Genomic DNA, 18,743 nt, shown 5'->3' on the forward strand with positions numbered 1-18,743 from the left:
CTCCATACGTTTGCATCTACATGCGACTTGGCTTCTACACCTTCGGCGACAACGCCCCCGACCCCACGACCGGCGAGCAGATGCCGGTGTCCCAGCGACTGCGCGACGTGCTGGAGCGGATCCGCCTCGCGGACGAGGTCGGGCTCGACTACGCCGGCATCGGCGAGCACCACCGGCCCGACTACGCGATCTCCTCCCCCTCCACGATGATCGCCGCGGCGCTCGCCCAGACCGAGCGGATCACGGTCGGGAGCGCCGTCACGATCCTCTCGACCGAGGACCCCGTGCGCGTCTACCAGCAGTTCGCGACGATGGACCAGTACTCGGGCGGGCGCGTGGAGCTGCTCGCCGGCCGCGGCTCCTTCATCGAGTCCTACCCGCTCTTCGGGGCGGACCTCGACGACTACGACGCGCTCTACGACGAGAAGATCGTCCTTCTGCGCCTGCTCGACGAGGGCGGTCCCGTGACGTGGTCGGGCAAGTTCCGCCCGCCGCTCGAGGACGCGACGATCCTGCCCCGTCCGTTCGACAAGCCGGGGCGCGGCGAGCACCTCGACATCGCGATCGCCACCGGCGGCAACCCGCAGTCCTCGGTACGTGCGGGCGTCCTCGGCCTCCCCGTCAACTACGCCATCATCGGTGGCAAGCCCGCGCAGTTCGCCCCGCTGGTCGACCTGTACCGCCGCGCCGCGACGCAGTCCGGGCACGACGCCGCCGCGCTCGAGGTCTCGGTGTCGACCATGGGATTCCTCGCGGACGACGGCAAGCAGGCGCGGGACTTCTTCTACCCGTACTACCTGCAGAACATGAAGAAGATCTCGGCGGAGCGCGGCTTCCCCATGCCGAACCGCATCTCCTACGAGGCGACGGCCGCGCGCGGCGGGGCGTACTTCATCGGTGCTCCCGAGGAGATCGCGGAGCGCATCGTCGAGCTGCACGGCGCACTCGGCCACGACCGCCAGATCTTCCAGATGGACCTGTCCGGAGTCCCCCAGAAGGAGTCGTTGCGCGCGATCGAGCTGCTGGGCACCGAGGTCGCGCCGCGCGTCCGGGAGGCGCTCGGCTAGGCCGCGACGACCCGCCCTGCACCCGGCCGAGGCGCACGGCGGGTCTCCGGGGATGGAAGCGTTCCCGCGGATCGGGGCACGAGATCGCGGACCCACGCGCGGCACGCGCCCCGCACGATGCCGTGTATCGGTGCGATGTCGGGGAGTTCACAACACGGTCACGATCCGCCCGAACCACCGCCCTCCGGGCGAACCCCCACCTAGTGTCGTCGCATGCGCACCTCGCCCCGCACTCCGTCGATCATCACGGTCACCCTCCTCGGCAGCCTCCTGCTCGCGGGGTGCTCCGCCACGGACCGCGGCACCGGGGCGTCGGACGCCGCCGGAGCGATCAGCCAGGACAGCGTCGCGCAGGACGCCGCCGACGGCGGGCCCGGGCTGGTCGGCGCGTCGGTCCCCGACGAGGACCGTGAGGTCATCACCACGGGCGACCTCACCGTCGTGGCCCCCGACCCGCGAGCAGCGGTCCAGGCCATCAGCGAGCTCGTCGAGACCGCCGGGGGCCGCGTCGAGAGTCGTGCCGAGCATGCGGGCGAGGACGGCCAGGCCTTCGGCAGCCTCACGGTCCGAGTCCCGGCCGTCAAGGTCACGGCGACCGTCGACGCCCTGGACGGGATCGGTGAGGTCCAGGACGTGACCCTCGACGCCCAGGACGTCACCGCGACGGCGATCGACCTCGACGCACGCATCCAGGCGCTCGGCACCTCTGTCGCCCGCCTCCAGACGCTCATGGGCGAGGCCGCCACGACCGCCGACCTGTTGGCGGCCGAGAAGGAGCTCACGGCACGGCAGGCGGAGCTCGAGAGCCTCCAGTCGCAACGTTCGTCGCTCACCGACCGGGTCGACATGTCCACCCTGACGATCCAGGTCCTCTCGCAGGATCCCGAGGTGACGATCCGGCCGGCCGGCTTCCTCGGAGGCCTCGCGGCCGGCTGGGCCGCCCTGCTGGTCGCGCTCAACGCGCTCGTCGTCGCCGTCGGCGCACTCCTTCCCTGGCTCGTGTCCGCCATGCTCGTGCTGCTCGTCGTGCGAGCCGCTCTGAAGGCCCTGCGGGCCAGGCGCCCGGGTGCCGCCCCGCTCGCCGGACCCGAGGGCGGCGCCTCGTCCCCGGGCGACGGCGGGGACGGCGGAGGGGGCGACAGCGACGAGAGCGCCCACCTCGCCGGGTCGGGTGGTCGCCGTGGTTGAACCGTCGGCAGTCGAGCAGCACGATCGGCGCCTGGAGACCTACCGGCGACGGGTCGGTCGCCTGTACGACGGCGCAGCCCCGGTCGGGCACCTCGTGACCCGGGTCTGCACGCACTGGGAGACCGTGGGGCCACACTCCTTCCCGACCTACGTGAACCCCGAGGAGCGTCTGCAGTGGCGCGTCCACTTCGACGACCCCGACCGCACGGACGCCTTCAGCGACGACCAGGACCGGCACGTCGCGGATCTCCGCGGTCGGGAGATCGACGCCTGGGAGGCCGGTCGCCTCGAGCTCGCCGACCACACCCTGCGCATCGAGTGGCTCGACGGCGACGACGCGGCGGCGGCCTGGCGGGCGAACGGCTGGTCGTGACCGGTCGACGGCCGGTACGACGACGAAGGGCCGCCCCGTGGGGCGGCCCTTCGTCGTGACAACTGGGGTGATGCGCCGCCCGAGGGCGACGTGGTGGAGGTGCGGGGAATCGAACCCCGGTCCGGTGGCGCAAATCCAGGACTTCTCCGGGCGCAGTCTGCTGTTGATTTTCTCGGCCCCAGCACTCACACAGACAAGGTGCTGACGGGCTCAGTCATCTAAGAGTCCCTACGCCGCCGATGACGAACGTCGTAAGCAGTGGCTCTCTAGCTGACGCCAGGAACCGGGGCGAGAGCAACCCCGGGCTGACGGACTTCGAAGACTCGCTCAGGCGGCGAGTGCGAAGTCGGTGCGCTTGGAATCGGCACCTATTGGTTTGCAGACGTCGTTTACGAGATAAGTCTGCATCCTCGGCCCGCTTCTCCTCGAAGCACGACCACCGTCGAAACCGATCACCCCCTGTGCAGTTGTCAATCACCGGCCGAGCACCACCCCGTCCGTCCGCCTGTGGCGTCCGTCCGGTTCGACACCGGGTCAGTGGTACCAGCCTACGGGATCAACACCACCGTGGGCGACCGTATTTCCGGTGCTACTTCTTGCGGCTCAGCGCGTCGACGAGCAACCCACCGGCGATACCCAGCAGGAAGACGTCCTTGGCGAGACCGATCCCCTGCGGGGTGGGTCGGATCCCGTCCTGCTCGGTCATCCCCGGCGTCTTGAGGTACATCGAGACGAGCCCGGCGGAGAAGGCGCCCAGCCCGAGCGCGACCACACCGGTCGGCACGAACGGCACGAGCAGGGCCGTGCCCAGCGCGATCTCGGTCGTGGACAGCGCCTTGGTGAACTGCACGGGGTCCTGGTCCTCGAGGAACGGGAACGTCCCGGCGGCCATCCCGTGGATGCCTTGCGCGGTGGCCTCGTCGGCGCCACGCTTGGTGAGCCCTGAGTTGAGGATGAATGCGCCTGCTGCGACGCGCGGGATGTACTGACGGAGCTTGACCACGGGGCCTCCTCGGCAAGGTGACGACGACTACCCTGCGACGCTACGTCGTCGGGCAGCCGGATGCACGTCCACCCGCCGAGCGCCGTCACCTCCCGGCCCACGGCGCCCGACGACGTCGCTCACCCTCGCGCGCACGTCACCGGTTCTGCCGGTGGCGCATCGCGCGATGCGCCTCGCGGTTGTCCTGCTGCTCGCGCAGCGCCTGACGCTTGTCGTACTCCCGCTTGCCCTGCGCGAGCGCGATCTCGACCTTCGCGCGGCCGTCGAGGAAGTACAGCGAGAGCGGCACGATCGTGTAGCCCTTCTCGCGGGACTTCGCCTCCAGCCGCAGGATCTCGTCCTTGTGCAGCAGCAGCTTGCGCTTGCGGCGGGGGGCGTGGTTGTTCCACGTCCCCTGCGAGTACTCCTGGATGTGCACGTTCTCGAGCCAGGCCTCGCCGCCGTCGACGGCCACGTAGCCGTCGAGCAGCGAGGCCCGGCCCTGGCGCAGGGCCTTGACCTCGGTGCCGCTCAGGACGAGCCCGGCCTCGAACACGTCGACGATCAGATAGTCATGGCGGGCCTTGCGGTTGCTGGCGATGATCTTGCGGCCAGTCTCCTTCGCCATGAGGGCATCTTCCGATCTGCTCGAGCTCCGTGGTGCGCCCAGGACGGGCCCACCCGCGCCGTGCGGCGCGACGTCCCAGGTTACGCGAGTTCGGCCCGCGACCCGTAGGTCTTTACGTCAGAGCATGCTCTCCGGGTCGACCGTCCCGCCGTTGACGTACACCTCGAAGTGCAGGTGGCAGGCCTGGCTGGTGCCCGTCGTGCCCGAGTACCCGACGAGGGTGCCCTTCGAGACGCTCTGGCCCGCGCGGACGGCGAACCTCGACAGGTGGTTGTAGCTCGTCATGAGGTTGGACCCGTTGACGGTGCCGTGGTTGATCATCACCTGGTTGCCGAGGCCGCCGTAAGGCCGGGCGAACAGGACCGTGCCTCCCGCGGCGGCATAGATCGGGGTGCCGCAGTAGGCGCGGAAGTCCGTGCCCGCGTGCAGCCGGTACGTGTTCGGCAGCACCGGGTGCTGGCGCATCCCGTAGCGAGAGGTGATGTGCGGGACGGCGGTCGGGTAGGACAGGAACTTGCCGGTCGAGGCACCCCCGCCACCGCCACCGCCGCCGCCCCCACCGGAGCCACCGCCGGAGCCGCCCCCACCACCGGACCCGCCGCCCGTGGCGGGCGGCGGCTGCTTGGCCGCCTCCTCGGCGGCCTTCCGGTCACGCTCGGTCTGGGCCGCGATGATGCCCTGGAGCTCGGTGGTCAGAGCCGCCTGCGCCTGCTCGTTGGCCGCCATCTGGGCGATCGCGGCGTCCTTGCGCGACTCGATCGTCGCCTGCTTCGCCTGCTGCTCGACGATCAGTCCCTCGATCTCGGCCTTGCGGTCGGCCGCCGCCGTCCGCGCGGCATCGGCCGCGACGACGTTCTCGTCGGCCTGGACCTTCAGGTCCGCGATCGTCTCGCGGATCGCGGTCAGCCGAGCCTCCCGGTTGCGTGCGATCGACTCGGCCTCCTGGAGGTCCGTGAGGGTCCGGGCCTGCGTGCGGGCCGCGGTCGTCGACATCGCGTACTGCTCGATGAAGTCCTCGGTGCTCTGTGCCCCGGTCACGATGCCGAGCCCGCTGACCTCCCCCTGCCCCCGGTAGGCCTGGCGCGCCATCTCGGCGATGCTGGACTTCGCCGAGCTCGCCTTGCCCGCGGACTCCTGGATGTCGAGGCTGATGGCCTCTTCCTCGGCCTGAGCGTCCTGGAGACGCACCTCGAGCTGCGCGGCCTCGCGCTGGGTGCGCTCCAGCTCGGCCGTCGCCGTGTCGAGCTCTGCCTGTGCCACCGGGAGACGGCCCTCGATGGTCTGCAGGTCGAGGATCGCCTGGGCAAGTTCTGCGTCGGTACCTTCGAGCTGCGACTCGAGACCTTCGCGGTCCTTGAGCGCCTGGCTCTGTCGGCGTTCCGCGGCCGCGCGCTGGTCGTCCAGGTCGTCGGCCGTCGCGGCGACAGCGGTTCCCAGGAGAAGGAGCAGGGCGGTTCCGCCCGCGGCGAGGCGTCGGGTCAGCTGGGACATGTCACACCCTCGTGTATCGGCTGAGCGTGACGACCGAGGAGATGGCCGCCAGGACGAATGCGATGAGGAGGAGCAGCGGCGCGATGCGCAGCACGTCCGCCTCGGAGATGTAGGCGATCCAGCTCACCGAGCTCTGGAGCCAGTCCGTCACGAGGTACTTGACCCCGAGCCAGAGGCCCCCGACCGCGAGGAACGCACCGACGACCGCGGCGATCGCCCCCTCGAGGATGAACGGCAGCTGGATGAACAGCTTGGACGCCCCGACGAGCTTCATGATCTCGGTCTCGCGCTGACGGCTCATGGCGGACAGACGGATCGTCGTGGTGATGAGGAGCACCGCGGCGAGCATCATCACGACGGCGAGGCCCCCGGCCATGAGCGAGGCGCGGTTGAGCGCCAGGAAGAGCGAGTCGAAGATCCGACGCTGGTCCTCGACCCCTTCGACGCCCGGACGGCCGGTGACGACGTCGTTGACGACCTCGTAGTTCTCCGGGTTGGAGAGCTTGAGGCGGAACGAGGCCTGCATGTCGTCGACCGTCAGCTGCGTCCCGTTGTACCCGTCGGGGAAGCGCTCCTGAAACGCCGCGAACGCGTCCTCCTTCGACTCGAAGAAGACGGTCTGGACCTCGTCGCCGAGCTCGCTGCCGAACAGCACCTCGAGCGAGTCGATCTGCTCGGGCGACGCCTCGCCGCCGGCGCACGTCGGGTTCGGGGAGTCGATGGGACACAGGAAGACGGAGACCTCGACCCGGTCGTACCAGTCGTCCTTGAGCTTGTCGATCTGCAGCTGGAGGAGCGCGGACGCACCGACGAAGGTCAAGGACACGAAGGTCACGAGGACGACCGAGATGGTCATCGCGAGGTTACGACGAAGGCCTGCGCCGATCTCGGCGAGGATGAACTGGGCACGCACCTGCTACCACTCCCCCCGGCCGGACTGCTGCATCTGCGTCGAGCTCGCGGCCGACCCCTGGGTCGTGCTCGCCGGGGCCGCCTCGACCTGCGCGGGGCGCTCGATCGCGGGCACAGGGCGCACCTCGACGGGGGGCGACCACGGTCGCGCCGCGAGATGACCGGTGGGCGCACGGAGCGCGTCGTCGTCGGGCATGGGGACCCCCGCGCCGTAGACACCGTCCTTCTGGTCGCGCAGCACGACCCCGTTCGAGAGCTCGATGACCCGCTGACGCATCTGGTTCACGAAACCGGAGTCGTGCGTGGCCATGACGACCGTGGTGCCCGTGGCGTTGATGCGCGACAGGAGGTTCATGATCCCCAGCGAGGTGTTGGGGTCGAGGTTCCCGGTGGGCTCGTCCGCGAGCAGGATCGAGGGCCGGTTGACGAAGGCGCGCGCGATCGCGACGCGCTGCTGCTCACCACCCGAGAGCTCGTGCGGGCGGCGCTTCTCCTTGCCCTGCAGACCGACCGTCTCGAGGACCTCGGGAACCGTCACGGCGATCATGTGGCGCGGCTTGCCCGTCACCTGGAGCGCGAACGCCACGTTCTCGAAGACCGTCTTGTTCTGCAGCAGCCGGAAGTCCTGGAACACGACGCCGATCTGCCGGCGCAGCGACGGGACCTTCCAGCTCGACAGGGTCGACAGGTCGCGCCCGGCGACGAAGACCTTGCCCTGGGTGGGCCGCTCCTCACGCAGAGCGAGCCGCAGGCACGTCGACTTCCCGGAGCCGGACGCACCGACCAGGAAGACGAACTCTCCGCGCTCGATCTCGGCGGACATACCGTTCAGGGCAGGTCTGGCGCCACGGGCGTAGACCTTCGAGACGTTCTCAAAACGGATCACAGGGGTTGACCAGTCTCTCGTTGGGGGAAGCGAAAAGTGTTCGCTGGTCGCCCACGAGAGTAGGCACGCCCGAAAGGCCTGACACCGCTGACACGCCGGGTACGTCCGTATCCGGCGCCCTGGCGGGACGTTTCACCCCGGGTGACGGAAGAGGCCGGGACACGAGGTCCCGGCCACGTCGTCAGGCCTGGTCAGCGCTGCGGCGCCACCGGATCCCGGCCTCGATGAAGCCGTCGATGTCGCCGTCGAACACCCCCGAGGTGTTGCCGACCTCGTACTCGGTCCGCAGGTCCTTGACCATCTGGTACGGGTGCAGGACGTAGGAGCGCATCTGGTCGCCCCAGCTCGCCTTGATGTCGCCCGCCATGGCCTTCTTGGCCGCGCTCTCCTCGGCCTGGCGCTGCAGGAGCAGTCGCGACTGGAGCACGCGCAGGGCCGCGGCGCGGTTCTGGATCTGCGACTTCTCGTTCTGCATCGAGACGACGATCCCCGTGGGGATGTGGGTCATGCGCACGGCCGAGTCCGTCGTGTTGACGGACTGCCCGCCGGGGCCCGACGAGCGGAACACGTCGACCTTGATCTCGGACTCGGGGATCTCGACCGAGTCCGTCTGCTCGATGAGCGGGATGACCTCGACCGCGGCGAAGGACGTCTGACGGCGACCCTGGTTGTCGAACGGCGAGATGCGCACCAGGCGGTGCGTGCCGGCCTCGACCGACAGGTGCCCGAACGCGTAGGGCGCCTTGACCTCGAACGTCGCGGACTTGAGCCCCGCCTCCTCGGCGTACGACGTGTCGAGGACCTGGGTCGGGTAGCCGTGACGCTCGGCCCAGCGCAGGTACATGCGCATGAGCATCTCGGCGAAGTCGGCGGCGTCGACGCCGCCCGCACCGGAGCGGATCGTCACGACGGCCTCACGCGCGTCGTACTCGCCCGAGAGCAGCGTCTTGACCTCGAGCACGCCCAGGTCCTTGCGGATCAGCTCGAGCTCGGAGGCCGCCTCGGCAAGGGTCTCGGCGTCGCCGTTGTCCTCCGTGGCCATCTCGACGAGCGTCTCGAGGTCGTCGATCCGGTCGCTCATGTTCGTGATGCGGTCGAGCTCGGACTGCGTCTGCGACAGGGCCGTCGTGACCTTCTGGGCGGCGTCCGGGTCGTCCCACAGGTCCGGCGCCGACGCCTTGTCCGACAGCTCGGCGATCTGGACGCGCAGGGCGTCGGGGTCGCTCACGGCGCTGATGGTGTCGAGCGTCGATCGGAGGGCGCGGATCTCGTGCGGGAAGTCGATGGTGGCCACGGTCCTCAAGGTTACGCGACGACGGCGACCCGCACGGCCCGGTCCCGCGGGTGCGCGCCCGCGGTACCTCTGTCAGCCGCCCGACGACGGCGCTCGGGTCCCCTGGGCAGGCTCGGCCAGGGCGTCGGGTGCGGTGGGCGCAGGTTCGCCGGGCGCGGAGACGGCGTCGGCGCCGGGCTCGGTGGCGGGCTCGGCGGCCGCGGCGGCCCGGCCCTCGGCCCGTGCCCTCGCCAGGAGGGCCTCCAGTCGCTGCGTCCGCCGACGACGGTTGTCCCGCACCCCGATCACGACGAGCGCGACCACCGCGAGGAGGAGCAGGTGGACCCAGGGGATCGCCCAGGTCGTCACGGTGACCGTGACAGGTCGTAGGTCCGCCGCGGGGACGTCGATCGCCCCGCCGGCCTCACCCTCGGTCGCGACGAGCGCGGGCGTCACGACGACCTCTGTCGTCACGGGCCCGACGGGCCAGATCCCACCGATCGTCGCCGCCGTCGAGCGCGAGGTGCCAGGGATGAGCTCCTTGATCCCTTCGACACCGCGATCCAGGGACGAGGCACCGATGCCGAACGGTCCAGACGTATTGATCGTCTGGTCACCGGCGACCCGCAGGTTCCCGTCGTTGGTCACCTCGTAGGACACCCTGACGTCGCCCGGGGCGAACGGGTTCCACGACGGCGTGTAGGTCGCGGTGACGCCGTCGAGCGCTATCGAGGGCACGACCTCCCCCGGGACCCGCAGGTTGACGCGCACGCCGACCCTGCTCTCGACACCGACCCCCGGACCCGAGGCGGAGGCCGCTGTCGTGACCGTCGCGACGATGCCGGCGGGGTGGTCGCCGGGCGTCACGTTCTCGGGCACCGTGATGGTGAAGGGCACGATCACGGTCTCGCCCGCGGGGACCTCCACGCTCTGCTGGACCTCGAACCAGCCGCCGGAGTCCTGGGGCTCCTGGTCGGAGGTGCGGATGTCGAAGCTCCCCGTGGGGGTGAAGATGCCGTCGTTCGTGACCATGGCGAAGGTCACCGGGGCCGGACCGTGGTTGGAGACGGCGACCTGGTCCTGGATCTGGGCGCCGGGTTCCGCGACGAAGTCGAAGATCCGGCGGTCGTCGGGGCCTTCGGCCGACGCCGTGGTGACCGAGAACCGGAAGCTGTCGGGGTCGGGGGCGCTCGCGTGGGCCGCCCCGACGACGCCGACCAGGGTGAGCGCCAGCGCACCGAGGGCCGCGAGCCCCGTACGGAGCCCGGCAACGGTCCGCCTCGTCGGCCGAGGTCCTGCCTCACGTGCCTTCTTCATGTCCTTGCTCACCACGACTTCCGGTCTTCCTCGAACGGGTTGCTGCACCGGAGACGGTACAGGGCCGACGGAGATCCGCCGGCCCTGCGTTCGTCACCGTCCGTGACTCGGATCGAGCTGTCAGCTCTCCATGAGCGTGAGCGTCAGCGTCGACGCGTACGCACCGGAGGGCGTGCCCTTCGGGACCGTGAGGTTCAGGCCGGCCTTGACGCCGAACGACTGCCCCTTGGCCTCGAGCGACGAACCGCTCGACACCAGGAGGTCACCGACCTGGACGCCGCCCGTGAGCCAGTCGCCACCGGGGCCCTCGCCCGCGGGGACCTCCTGGAGCTCGCCGGCGATCGGCTGGCCCGGCGTGACGTTGAAGTCACCGGGGATCGGGTTCGCCAGCTCGGGGACCCACCCGAGGTTCGAGGAGTCGATCTCCGGCAGTCCTGCGGCGGTGAAGCTGCTGACCTGGCCCGTGACGGTCCAGCTCGCGTCCGCACCCACGTCGTTGCGGTCGTCGGTGACGCTGATGCCGTCGAGGAGACCCGTGAACTCACGGTTCCCGGCGGCCCAGACGTCGTCGTCGGTCGTCTCGCCGAGAGTGACGGACGGGTTGGCGACGTTGAGCGCGAGCGCTCCGACCGGCGTGACGGCGACCTGGATCTGGACGTCCTCCTCACCGTGGGTCACCTCGTCGGCGGCGGCCCCGGAGGCCATCGCGACGGTTCCGAGAAGCATCGCACCGAGTGCTCCGCCGGCAATCCACTGCTTCCTTGCACGTGCGTTCATGTAAGTCTCCGTCGTTGGAGGGTGTCGGACCGGATCACCATAGCGGCGAACCCTTGTTTTGTCAGTCATCAGACAAAAGTTGCATGGTTCGTTAAGAAAGTGAACGTACTTGGTCACCTTGCGCCGCCCGTGTTCACCGGATGGTCATGAGTACCACCGACCCTCGGGACTCACCAAGCCCGTGCGCTGGACCCGGCACGTACGAGGATCCCGTCCGACCACAGCTGGGTCACCCAGGTGACGAGGACCGGGCGGGACAACCCGACGAGCTGGACCTCCGCGGTCCGTCCGTCGGGCGTCGACGCCTCGACGATGGTGACAGCATGCAGGTCGTCCAGCATCTCGGGATGCGCCCCCAAGAACTCCTCGACCGAGGCACGTACCTCCGCGTCGCTGAGCCGGAGCACCGCCTGCTCCTGGGGGGCCGGCACCTGCCCCTCGTAGAAGGTGTCCTCGCTCATCGAGTCGGCTGCGTCGATCGCGGCGGCGTCCGCCACGTCGAGAAGCCGCTTCCGGTCGAGGTGGACCCCCGTCGCCGAGACCACCACGGTGACGAGCAGGAGCGCGAACGCGACGAAGGCGCTCGTGAGGAGCAGGATCTGGCCGCTGTCCCCACGTCCCCGGACGGCAGGAACGCAGCGCCCACGCGCCGTCGGCAGCAGCGGACGACGGCGGCCCCTCACTGCCGCGCCCCCGCGTACCTGTCCACGGACGAGACGTGGGCGGCCTCGACCGGGACGGACAACGGCACCCACGACCGCACTCCCGGCGGCACGAACGGGAGAGGGACGTCGTAGCGCACGATCGTGCCGACCTCGCTGCCGGGATCGAGGCAGCGGGAGCCAGAGCACGAGATCGACAGCACGTCGGCTGGTCGGACGTCCGTGAATCCCTGGTCCGCGAGCGCCAAGGAGACCGCAACACCCGCACGCGCCTCGCCCTGCGCGACCGAGTCGGCCGTGACGAAGGCGCGAGCCGACTCCTTCGCAGCGCCCTCGACCGCGAAGGTCGCCGCCTGGATCCGTCCGAGCGTCAGGGCGAGGTACATCACGGGCAGCAGGAGGAGCAGCGCGGCCCCGAGGAACTCGACGATGGCGTTGCCCTCCTCACCGACCGTGCGAGAGCTCTTGCGACGTCCCACGAGAGCACCGTCCGCGACACGAGACCGCACCCTCTGCAGAGACCCACCGGTCGGACCCGTCCTGTCGTGCTGCCGAGCCACGGCGCCCCCGCGCCTGCTCACTGCTCCTCCTTCAGAGCGTGCCCGTCCACCGTGACGACGCCCGACGGGCCGAGCAGCCCGACGACGGGCAGCGGAAAGGTCACCGTCACCTCCACGACACGCAACCCGCCGTGGTCGACCTCTCGCGCCGAGACGTCCTGCGCGAACCGCTCGGAGAGCGCCGCGTCGATCAGGGTGCGCGTGCGCGCGGCACCGTCCGCCGTGGTCCGGTCGGCCCGGCCTGCGAGCCGTGCCCCCTCGGCCGCGCTGTCGATCACGATCGCCCGCACGTGCAATGCGAAAACCACCTGGAGAACCCCCAGGAACAGGGCGAGCAGGATCACGGAGACCAGGACGAAGTCCACGACGGCCGAGCCGCCGTCCCGCACGGGAACGGCCCGACCAGTGGCCTGGACGTGCCGTCCGCGCACGTGGCTCACGGACCGCCGACGCTGTTGATCGCCCTCGTGAAGGTCTCGGTGAGCGCCGGGCCGGCGACGGCCCACAGGGCGATCACCAGGCCTGCGGTCATCAAGGTCACCAGGACCCAGCCGGGGACGTCGCCCCGCTCCGGCGCCCCCAGGCGCTGCCGGACCCGTCCGGTCAAGGTCGTCGTTCGTCTCGTCATCATGCTCCCTCGGTCGGTCGGCCGCGTCGTTCGTGCGTGGCCGTGGTCCAGGTCGTCTTCGCAGGTCGTGGGCAGGGTCGGTCGGTCGTCTGTCCGGTGCACGGGTGTCGGTCGTCCGCTCAGAGGCCGATCCGCAGGGTCGCGATCGACGGATAGATCGCGAAGCAGACGGTCACGGGAAGGATCAGGAAGACCACGGGGACCATCATGAGGACCTCCTTGCGGCCGCCCGACTCCATGAGCGCCCGACGGCCCGCCTCCCGCACGTCCTGCGCCTGGGCACGCAGGACGTCCGCGAGCGGGGTCCCCCGCTCGACCGCCACGGCGACGCCTTCGGCGAAGCGGGTCAGGCTCGTCAACGCGGTCCGGTCTGCCAGCGCTTCGAGCGCACGTGCCAACGGCACGCCTGAGCGGACCATCGAGAGCGTCAGCGCGAGCTCTGCCGACAGCTCACCGCGGGCCATGGTCGCGACGCGCTCCATCGCCGCGACGGGTCCCTCTCCTGCCCCGACGGACAGCGCGAGCAGCTCGGCGATGGTCGGGAACTCCATGAGCATGCGTTCCTCGCGCCGCGCAACCTGGCGCGCCAGCCTGTGGTCGCAGCCGAGGAGGCCGCCGAGTCCGCAGAAGGCGACGAGAGCGGCGAGAACCACGGGCGACGATCCCCGGGTCGCGGCCAGGAGCAGGGCGAGCAGCAACCCACCGACCAGGCCGAGCACGGCCCACACGACCTGTTGCGCGCGGAACTGGTCGACGCTCTCGGGACGCCCCGCCTGATCGAGGCGTCGGCGGAGCACCGCGCGGGTCGACCCGAATCTCTCGAGGCCCTTCCCGACCTCGGTCAGCCACGGGCCGACGAGGCGGTCGAGGGACGGGAAGGGCGACCGCGCCGGCGACTCCTGCAGCAGCGACGACGACGTCCCGAGCACCCGCAGGTAGGGGCCGACGCGTTCGTCCAGCCGGAACCGCCGCGCGCGCAGGCGCGAGAGGACGACGAGGAGCCCGCAACCGAGCATCGCTCCTGCGCCGGCGCCGAGCCACGACACCTCGGTACCGCTCATCGCAGGACCCGCACTTCCTCGGGCAGCCGCCCGATACGTCGCATGATCAGGTAGGCGACCACCGAGGTGAGCACCCCACCGCCGAGCACCACGGCCCCCTGGAGAGAGCTGTAGGCCTGGGCCGTCTCCGGTCGCGTGGCCAGGAGCGCAAGGACGACCCACGGTCCGGCCACTGCGAGTCGGGCGCCGTTCACCGTCCACGACTGCCGCGCCTCGAGCTCTCCTCGGGTCCTGGCGTCCTCACGCAGGAACATCGCCAGCGTGCGCAGGAGCTTGCCGAGATCCGTGCCGCCCACCTCTCTCGTCATGCGCAGCGCCTCGACGATGCGGTCCGCGACGGGATCTGCAAGCCGCGCCTTGAGCGCGTCGAGGCAGTCGGCGAACCGCCCGGTCGCCCGGAAGTCCTGGGCGAAGCGCGCGAACGGCTCGCGCAGCTCGACCGGGCCCCTCTCCCCGAGCTGCCCCACCGCCTCCGGCAGCGAGAGCCCTGCACGCACCCCCGAGGCAAGGTGGTCCACGACCTCCGGCCACACGTCCCGCAGGCTCGAGCGCCGCCGTCGGGCACGCGAACGCACGAGCGCAAGAGGTGCGGCGGCCGCCATCGACGCGAAGCACGCGGCGACGGGCAGCGCCCGGGTGAGCGTGACCACCACCAGCAGAACGAAGACCCCGAGCGCCGCACTTGCACCGACCAGCGCACGCGGAGTGACCGTCGGTGCACCGGCGAGCACCAGGAGGTCCTGCGTCCTCGCCGACCAGCCGTCGGTCCGACGGGGCGGGCGAGAGGTCGGCTCCCACCAGGCCCACCACACGCAGAACACCCCGACCCCGAGCAGCAGACCCACCATGACGCCCATGTCAGCGTCCCTCGCCCGCTCGCGGGCCGACCATGAGCGCCGCGAGGTCGATCCCGGCCCGTGCGAACCGGTCCTCCGCCGGCGGGAACCCGTCGCCGCGCACGAGATTCCCCCCGAGCCGGTGGAAGAGGTCCGAGGTCTCGACCACCCCCTGCTCCACGCGGCCCGGGACCCCGACGATCTCCCGGACCTGGCGCCGCCCGTCCGCAGTCACGTCCAGGTGGACCACGACGTCGACCGCGCCTGCCACGGTCGGGACGACGAAGCGGTCCGAGACGTTCTCCCCGGCCAGCAGCGGCAGGGTGCACATCTTGGAGATCGCCTCACGGGCCGAGTTCGCGTGGATCGTGCACATCCCGGGGACGCCAGCGTTCAGCGCGACGAGCAGGTCGAAGCTCTCCGCCTCACGCACCTCGCCGATGACGATCCGGTCGGGCCGCATGCGCAGCGCCTCCTTGACCAGCCGCCGCAGCGGGATCTCCCCCGTGCCCTCGAGGCTGGGCTGACGGCACTGCATCGAGACGATGTCGCGCACGGCGAAGCGCAGCTCGAACACCTCCTCGCACGTGATGACCCTCTCGTGGGAGGGGATCGACCCGGCGAGCGCGTTGAGCATGGTGGTCTTTCCCGCCTGTGTGGCGCCCGCCACGAGGACGTTGAGACCGGCCCTGACCGAGGCGTGCAGGAACGCCGCTGCGTGCGGCGTCAGCGAACCGAGACGCACCAGGTGCTCCAGGTGCGAGGCCCGCACCACGTGCTTGCGGATGTTCACCGCGAAGTGCTCGCGCGTCACGTCCGGGATCACCACGTGCAGGCGTTCGCCCCCGGGCAGCGCGGCGTCGACGAAGGGGCTCGAGAGGTCCAGGCGCCGACCGGAGGACTTGAGCATCTGCTCGACGAGGTCGCGGACCTGGGCGCTCGTGAGGATGGTCGAGGTGAGCTCGGCGTTCCCGCCGCGTGCGACGAAGACCTGCGCGGGCGAGTTGATCCAGACCTCTTCGATCTCCGGGTCGTCGAGGTACTTCTGGAGGGGGCCGAGGCCCGCGACGGCGTCGAGCACGGCCCGTACGGCGCCGGGGACGTCGGCGAGCGGGGGCACGACGCCCAGCGCAGTCCGGGTGTCGTAGTCGGCCAGCGCGTCGGCGACGAGCTGGTCGATGCCCGCCTTGTCGCGCAGCGGGTCGACGCCACGGCGGCGGATCAGCTCGCGGACCTCACGCTCGAGGATCGCCACGCCTGCGGTGCTCATCGTCGTGCCACGCTCCCCTGCGTCCCTGCGCGCCCCCCGCGCAGTCGACCACCCGTCGGGGTGGTTGCGCGCCGAGACTAGGGCACGACCGGCCGGGTCCGCACCCACCCCTGTGGACAACCGCTCAGAATCCGCGGCATCTCGCGGATCCCGCCGCGGCGGATGTCCGAATTATGGTCATGGCCCCGCGAGCTCCGGGCAGGGCAGCAGCGCGGGGCGCCACGGCGAGCACCGCCCCGGCATAGGGTCGGCGCATGTCTGCGAGCATCCCCGCCGTGCCCCCCGCCCCCCCCACCCCCAGGCCCCCGGCCGCGGGCGCGCCGCGGCCGCCGCGACGGGCCTGCTGCGCCCCGACGGCTCGGTCGCGTCGACGATCTTCGCCGAGATGACGAACCTCGCGCTGCGCACGGGGGCGATCAACCTGGGCCAGGGTTTCCCGGACGTGGACGGCCCGCACGCGATCAAGGAGGCCGCGATCCGCGCGATCGAGAACGGTCACAACCAGTACCCGCCGGGCACGGGCATCCCCGTGCTGCGCGAGGCGGTCGCGGACCACCAGCGCCGCCACTACGGTCTCGACCTGGACCCGGACACCGAGGTCCTGGTCACCACGGGGGCCACCGAGGCGCTGGCCGCGACGATCCTGGCCCTCGCGGGTCCGGGCGACGAGGTCGTGACCCTGGAGCCCTTCTACGACTCGCACGCGGCGTGCATCGCGCTCGCCGGTGCGACGCACGTGCGCGTCCCGCTCCACCCGACCCCGGACGGCTTCCGCCTCGATCCCGTGCAGGTGCGCGCCGCCGTCGGGCCGCGGACGCGGTTGATCCTGGTCAACACGCCGCACAACCCGACCGGGACCGTCCTGACGCGCGCCGAGCTCGAGGTGGTCGCGGACGCGGCGCGGTCCGTGGACGCGGTCGTCGTGACGGACGAGGTCTACGAGCACCTCGTGTACGACGACGCGGTGCACGTGCCCGTCGCGACCCTGCCGGGCATGGCCGAGCGCACGATCACGATCTCCTCGGCCGGCAAGACGTTCTCCTTCACGGGCTGGAAGATCGGCTGGCTGCACGGCCCGGCGCACCTCGTGGAGGCGGTGCGGACGGTCAAGCAGTTCCTGACGTACACGTCCGGCTCGCCGTTCCAGCCGGCGATCGCGCAGGCCCTGGCCGACGACGAGGCACCGCGCGCCCTGGCCGCGTCCCTCGCGGCCCGACGCGACCTGCTGTGCGAGGGCCTGGTGGCTGCGGGCTTCGAGGTCGTCGTGCCGCGGGGCACGTACTTCGTGGTCGCCGACGGCGCGCCCCTGGGCTTCGAGGACGGCACCGAGCTGTGCCGCCGCCTGCCCGCCCTGGCGGGCGTCGTGGGCGTGCCCGTGAGCGCGTTCTGCGCCGCGTCACCTGGCGACGAGGACCTCTCGGGCCCGACGACGGCGCAGGCCCTGGCCTCGCGGGTCCGGTTCACGTTCGTCAAGCGCGAGGACGTGCTCCGCGAGGCGGTCACCCGCCTCGCGGCGCTGCGCTGACGTCCCTCAGGAGGCGCAGACCCCTTCGAGGAGCGGAGGCGGGGTGGTCGTGCCGGCGTCGGCAGGCGGTGCCACCTCACCGGTCGTGCCGGCGTCGGGGACCGTGGCGCCGGTGTCGGGAGCCGTGGCCCCCGTGTCGGGCGCCACCGCACCGCCGTCCGCCGGTGGCGCGGGCGTCTCGTGCCCGGGCGGCGGCTCGTCCGCCGCCATGCGGTCCCAGATCGCCTGGGCGTCCTTGGTCCACACGACGCGGTTCTTGTCCTTCGGAGCCTCGACCACGGGCAGCGGCGTGAAGACGATCTCGCTCGGTTCGATGTCCTTGAGGGAGAAGGCCAGCCCGGCCAGGGAGTCGAGGCCAGCGAGGTTGGGGCTGGCGCTGATCGAGGAGAGCACGGCCTTGATGAGGCCGTAGAGCTGCGGGGTGTCGGTGATGATGTTCTTCGACAGGAGCTCGCGCATCATCGAGTCCAGGAACGCCTGCTGGCGGGCGATCCGGGCCAGGTCGCTGCCCATCTCCAGCCCCATGCCGCTGCCCTTGCGCGCTCGCAGGAAGCTGATCGAGGTACGGCCGTCGAGAACCTGCTCGCCCGCAGCGATGTTGAGGTCGCGCGAGTGAGAGCCACCCACGACCGGCTCCGGGAAGCACATCCGGACGCCACCGAGCGCGTCGACGACCCCGATGACTCCTGTCATCTTGACCACGACGTGGTCGGTGATGGTCAACCCGGTCAGGTCCTGGACGGTCGTGATGGTGCACGCCGCGGCGCCCACCATGTCGTCCACCCCCCCGGACCCGATCTCGAACGCGGAGTTGAACATCGCGCCCGTCTGCTTGCGGGTCGTCCCGCCGTCGGACAGGTTGCACGCGGGGATGTCGACGAGCGAGTCGCGCGGGATCGACACGACCTCGATCCGGCTGCGATCACCCGAGATGTGGACGACGAACGTCGTGTCGGAGCGCATGCCCTCCTCGGCTCCGGCGAGCTCGGCGTTCTCCTCGTCGCGGTAGTCGGTCCCCATCACGAGGATGTTGAGCGACTTCCCCGCGTACGGGTCGTCCGGGTCGCGCGGCGGCTCGGGCGTCGCCGGCGGGTCGACCAGTGCCGAGACGTCGCTGACAGTCACTGCCGACTGCCAGTCCATGTAGGCGGCGGCCCCGCCCACGACGCCGAAGGCGAGGCCTGCGGTGGTGACGAGTCCGATGGCACGAAGGACCTTGTGCGTGCGCTGGGAGCGCGCGTGATGAGGGCCGCTCTTCGAGGCGGTCTTCGGGCTGGGCATGGGACGAGCCTAGTTCCACCGCACGG

The 18,743-nt window shown here is 70.9% G+C and carries 19 protein-coding genes, 1 other RNA gene and 1 pseudogene; 4 read left to right on the forward strand and 17 right to left on the reverse strand.

Features of this window, described 5'->3' with window-relative positions; all coding sequences use genetic code 11:
• Positions 1-20 precede the first annotated feature (20 nt).
• From H9652_RS01565 to H9652_RS01575, 3 genes are all read left to right on the forward strand, one after another.
• Positions 21-1,067, forward strand: a complete 1,047-nt coding sequence (locus H9652_RS01565) for an LLM class flavin-dependent oxidoreductase (protein ID WP_191794344.1) — start codon at positions 21-23, stop codon at positions 1,065-1,067.
• Positions 1,068-1,280: 213 nt separating this feature from the next.
• On the forward strand, positions 1,281-2,255 hold the full coding sequence (locus H9652_RS01570; protein ID WP_191794345.1) for a DUF4349 domain-containing protein: 975 nt from the start codon (positions 1,281-1,283) through the stop codon (positions 2,253-2,255).
• Positions 2,248-2,628 (forward strand): hypothetical protein, encoded by a 381-nt coding sequence (locus tag H9652_RS01575; protein WP_191794346.1) that lies wholly within the window; start codon positions 2,248-2,250, stop codon positions 2,626-2,628. The genes H9652_RS01570 and H9652_RS01575 overlap by 8 nt, the downstream gene beginning before the upstream one ends.
• A gap of 91 nt (positions 2,629-2,719) precedes the next feature.
• Here H9652_RS01575 and ssrA read toward each other — a convergent pair.
• The 16 genes and pseudogenes from ssrA to H9652_RS01655 all read right to left on the reverse strand — a co-directional run bounded on the left by ssrA (position 2,720) and on the right by H9652_RS01655 (position 15,911).
• Positions 2,720-3,088, reverse strand: a transfer-messenger RNA (tmRNA) gene (gene ssrA, locus H9652_RS01580).
• Positions 3,089-3,217: 129 nt separating this feature from the next.
• Positions 3,218-3,631, reverse strand: a complete 414-nt coding sequence (locus H9652_RS01585; RefSeq protein ID WP_191788878.1) for a hypothetical protein — start codon at positions 3,629-3,631, stop codon at positions 3,218-3,220.
• A 136-nt stretch (positions 3,632-3,767) separates the two neighbouring features.
• Positions 3,768-4,238, reverse strand: coding sequence for an SsrA-binding protein SmpB (smpB, locus tag H9652_RS01590; RefSeq protein ID WP_191794347.1), 471 nt, complete (start codon positions 4,236-4,238; stop codon positions 3,768-3,770).
• A 117-nt stretch (positions 4,239-4,355) separates the two neighbouring features.
• The gene (locus H9652_RS01595) at positions 4,356-5,729 is read right to left on the reverse strand and encodes a peptidoglycan DD-metalloendopeptidase family protein (RefSeq protein WP_191794348.1); all 1,374 of its coding nucleotides are present in this window, start codon (positions 5,727-5,729) and stop codon (positions 4,356-4,358) included.
• Position 5,730: 1 nt separating this feature from the next.
• Positions 5,731-6,642 (reverse strand): permease-like cell division protein FtsX, encoded by a 912-nt coding sequence (gene ftsX, locus H9652_RS01600; protein WP_191794349.1) that lies wholly within the window; start codon positions 6,640-6,642, stop codon positions 5,731-5,733.
• A 204-nt stretch (positions 6,643-6,846) separates the two neighbouring features.
• A pseudogene (ftsE, locus tag H9652_RS01605) lies at positions 6,847-7,527 on the reverse strand (cell division ATP-binding protein FtsE); the annotation flags it as partial.
• Positions 7,528-7,708: 181 nt separating this feature from the next.
• Positions 7,709-8,821 carry a peptide chain release factor 2 gene (gene prfB, locus H9652_RS01610; protein ID WP_191794350.1) on the reverse strand — a complete coding sequence of 371 codons (1,113 nt, stop codon included), beginning with the start codon at positions 8,819-8,821 and terminating at the stop codon, positions 7,709-7,711.
• A gap of 72 nt (positions 8,822-8,893) precedes the next feature.
• Entirely contained in the window at positions 8,894-10,132 is a 1,239-nt protein-coding gene (locus tag H9652_RS01615; RefSeq protein ID WP_191794351.1) for a WxL protein peptidoglycan domain-containing protein, read from the reverse strand.
• Positions 10,133-10,237: 105 nt separating this feature from the next.
• The gene (locus tag H9652_RS01620; RefSeq protein WP_191794352.1) at positions 10,238-10,843 is read right to left on the reverse strand and encodes a hypothetical protein; all 606 of its coding nucleotides are present in this window, start codon (positions 10,841-10,843) and stop codon (positions 10,238-10,240) included.
• A gap of 221 nt (positions 10,844-11,064) precedes the next feature.
• Positions 11,065-11,577, reverse strand: coding sequence for a pilus assembly protein TadG-related protein (locus tag H9652_RS01625; RefSeq protein WP_318243936.1), 513 nt, complete (start codon positions 11,575-11,577; stop codon positions 11,065-11,067).
• Positions 11,574-12,035 (reverse strand): pilus assembly protein, encoded by a 462-nt coding sequence (locus H9652_RS01630; protein ID WP_191794353.1) that lies wholly within the window; start codon positions 12,033-12,035, stop codon positions 11,574-11,576. Before H9652_RS01630 ends, H9652_RS01625 begins: the two co-directional genes overlap by 4 nt.
• 98 nt (positions 12,036-12,133) lie before the next feature.
• On the reverse strand, positions 12,134-12,556 hold the full coding sequence (locus H9652_RS01635) for a TadE/TadG family type IV pilus assembly protein (protein WP_318243937.1): 423 nt from the start codon (positions 12,554-12,556) through the stop codon (positions 12,134-12,136).
• Positions 12,553-12,744: a hypothetical protein gene (locus H9652_RS01640; RefSeq protein ID WP_191794442.1), complete on the reverse strand. Its 192-nt coding sequence runs from the start codon at positions 12,742-12,744 to the stop codon at positions 12,553-12,555. Before H9652_RS01640 ends, H9652_RS01635 begins: the two co-directional genes overlap by 4 nt.
• A gap of 119 nt (positions 12,745-12,863) precedes the next feature.
• Positions 12,864-13,805, reverse strand: coding sequence for a type II secretion system F family protein (locus tag H9652_RS01645; protein ID WP_191794354.1), 942 nt, complete (start codon positions 13,803-13,805; stop codon positions 12,864-12,866).
• Positions 13,802-14,662 (reverse strand): type II secretion system F family protein, encoded by an 861-nt coding sequence (locus H9652_RS01650; RefSeq protein WP_191794355.1) that lies wholly within the window; start codon positions 14,660-14,662, stop codon positions 13,802-13,804. Before H9652_RS01650 ends, H9652_RS01645 begins: the two co-directional genes overlap by 4 nt.
• A 1-nt stretch (position 14,663) precedes the next feature.
• Positions 14,664-15,911: a CpaF family protein gene (locus H9652_RS01655; protein ID WP_191794356.1), complete on the reverse strand. Its 1,248-nt coding sequence runs from the start codon at positions 15,909-15,911 to the stop codon at positions 14,664-14,666.
• A gap of 340 nt (positions 15,912-16,251) precedes the next feature.
• Between H9652_RS01655 and H9652_RS01660 the strand changes: the two genes are divergently transcribed.
• Positions 16,252-17,436, forward strand: coding sequence for a pyridoxal phosphate-dependent aminotransferase (locus H9652_RS01660; protein WP_225227603.1), 1,185 nt, complete (start codon positions 16,252-16,254; stop codon positions 17,434-17,436).
• Positions 17,437-17,442: 6 nt separating this feature from the next.
• Here the strand turns inward: H9652_RS01660 and H9652_RS01665 are convergent, their stop codons facing one another.
• On the reverse strand, positions 17,443-18,717 hold the full coding sequence (locus tag H9652_RS01665) for an LCP family protein (protein ID WP_191794357.1): 1,275 nt from the start codon (positions 18,715-18,717) through the stop codon (positions 17,443-17,445).
• Positions 18,718-18,743 lie beyond the last annotated feature (26 nt).

It is taken from the genome of Oerskovia rustica (genome assembly GCF_014836555.1).
In the GTDB taxonomy this organism is placed as follows: Bacteria; Actinomycetota; Actinomycetes; order Actinomycetales; family Cellulomonadaceae; genus Oerskovia; species Oerskovia rustica.

Coding starts and splice junctions, on each gene's coding strand:
- H9652_RS01565 (WP_191794344.1), top strand. CDS start 21: ATGCGACTTGGCTTCTACACCTTCGGCGACAACGCCCCCGACCCCACG.
- H9652_RS01570 (WP_191794345.1), top strand. CDS start 1,281: ATGCGCACCTCGCCCCGCACTCCGTCGATCATCACGGTCACCCTCCTC.
- smpB (WP_191794347.1), bottom strand. CDS start 4,238: ATGGCGAAGGAGACTGGCCGCAAGATCATCGCCAGCAACCGCAAGGCC.
- H9652_RS01595 (WP_191794348.1), bottom strand. CDS start 5,729: ATGTCCCAGCTGACCCGACGCCTCGCCGCGGGCGGAACCGCCCTGCTC.
- H9652_RS01620 (WP_191794352.1), bottom strand. CDS start 10,843: ATGCTTCTCGGAACCGTCGCGATGGCCTCCGGGGCCGCCGCCGACGAG.
- H9652_RS01640 (WP_191794442.1), bottom strand. CDS start 12,744: ATGACGAGACGAACGACGACCTTGACCGGACGGGTCCGGCAGCGCCTG.
- H9652_RS01645 (WP_191794354.1), bottom strand. CDS start 13,805: ATGAGCGGTACCGAGGTGTCGTGGCTCGGCGCCGGCGCAGGAGCGATG.
- H9652_RS01650 (WP_191794355.1), bottom strand. CDS start 14,662: ATGGGCGTCATGGTGGGTCTGCTGCTCGGGGTCGGGGTGTTCTGCGTG.
- H9652_RS01655 (WP_191794356.1), bottom strand. CDS start 15,911: ATGAGCACCGCAGGCGTGGCGATCCTCGAGCGTGAGGTCCGCGAGCTG.
- H9652_RS01665 (WP_191794357.1), bottom strand. CDS start 18,717: ATGCCCAGCCCGAAGACCGCCTCGAAGAGCGGCCCTCATCACGCGCGC.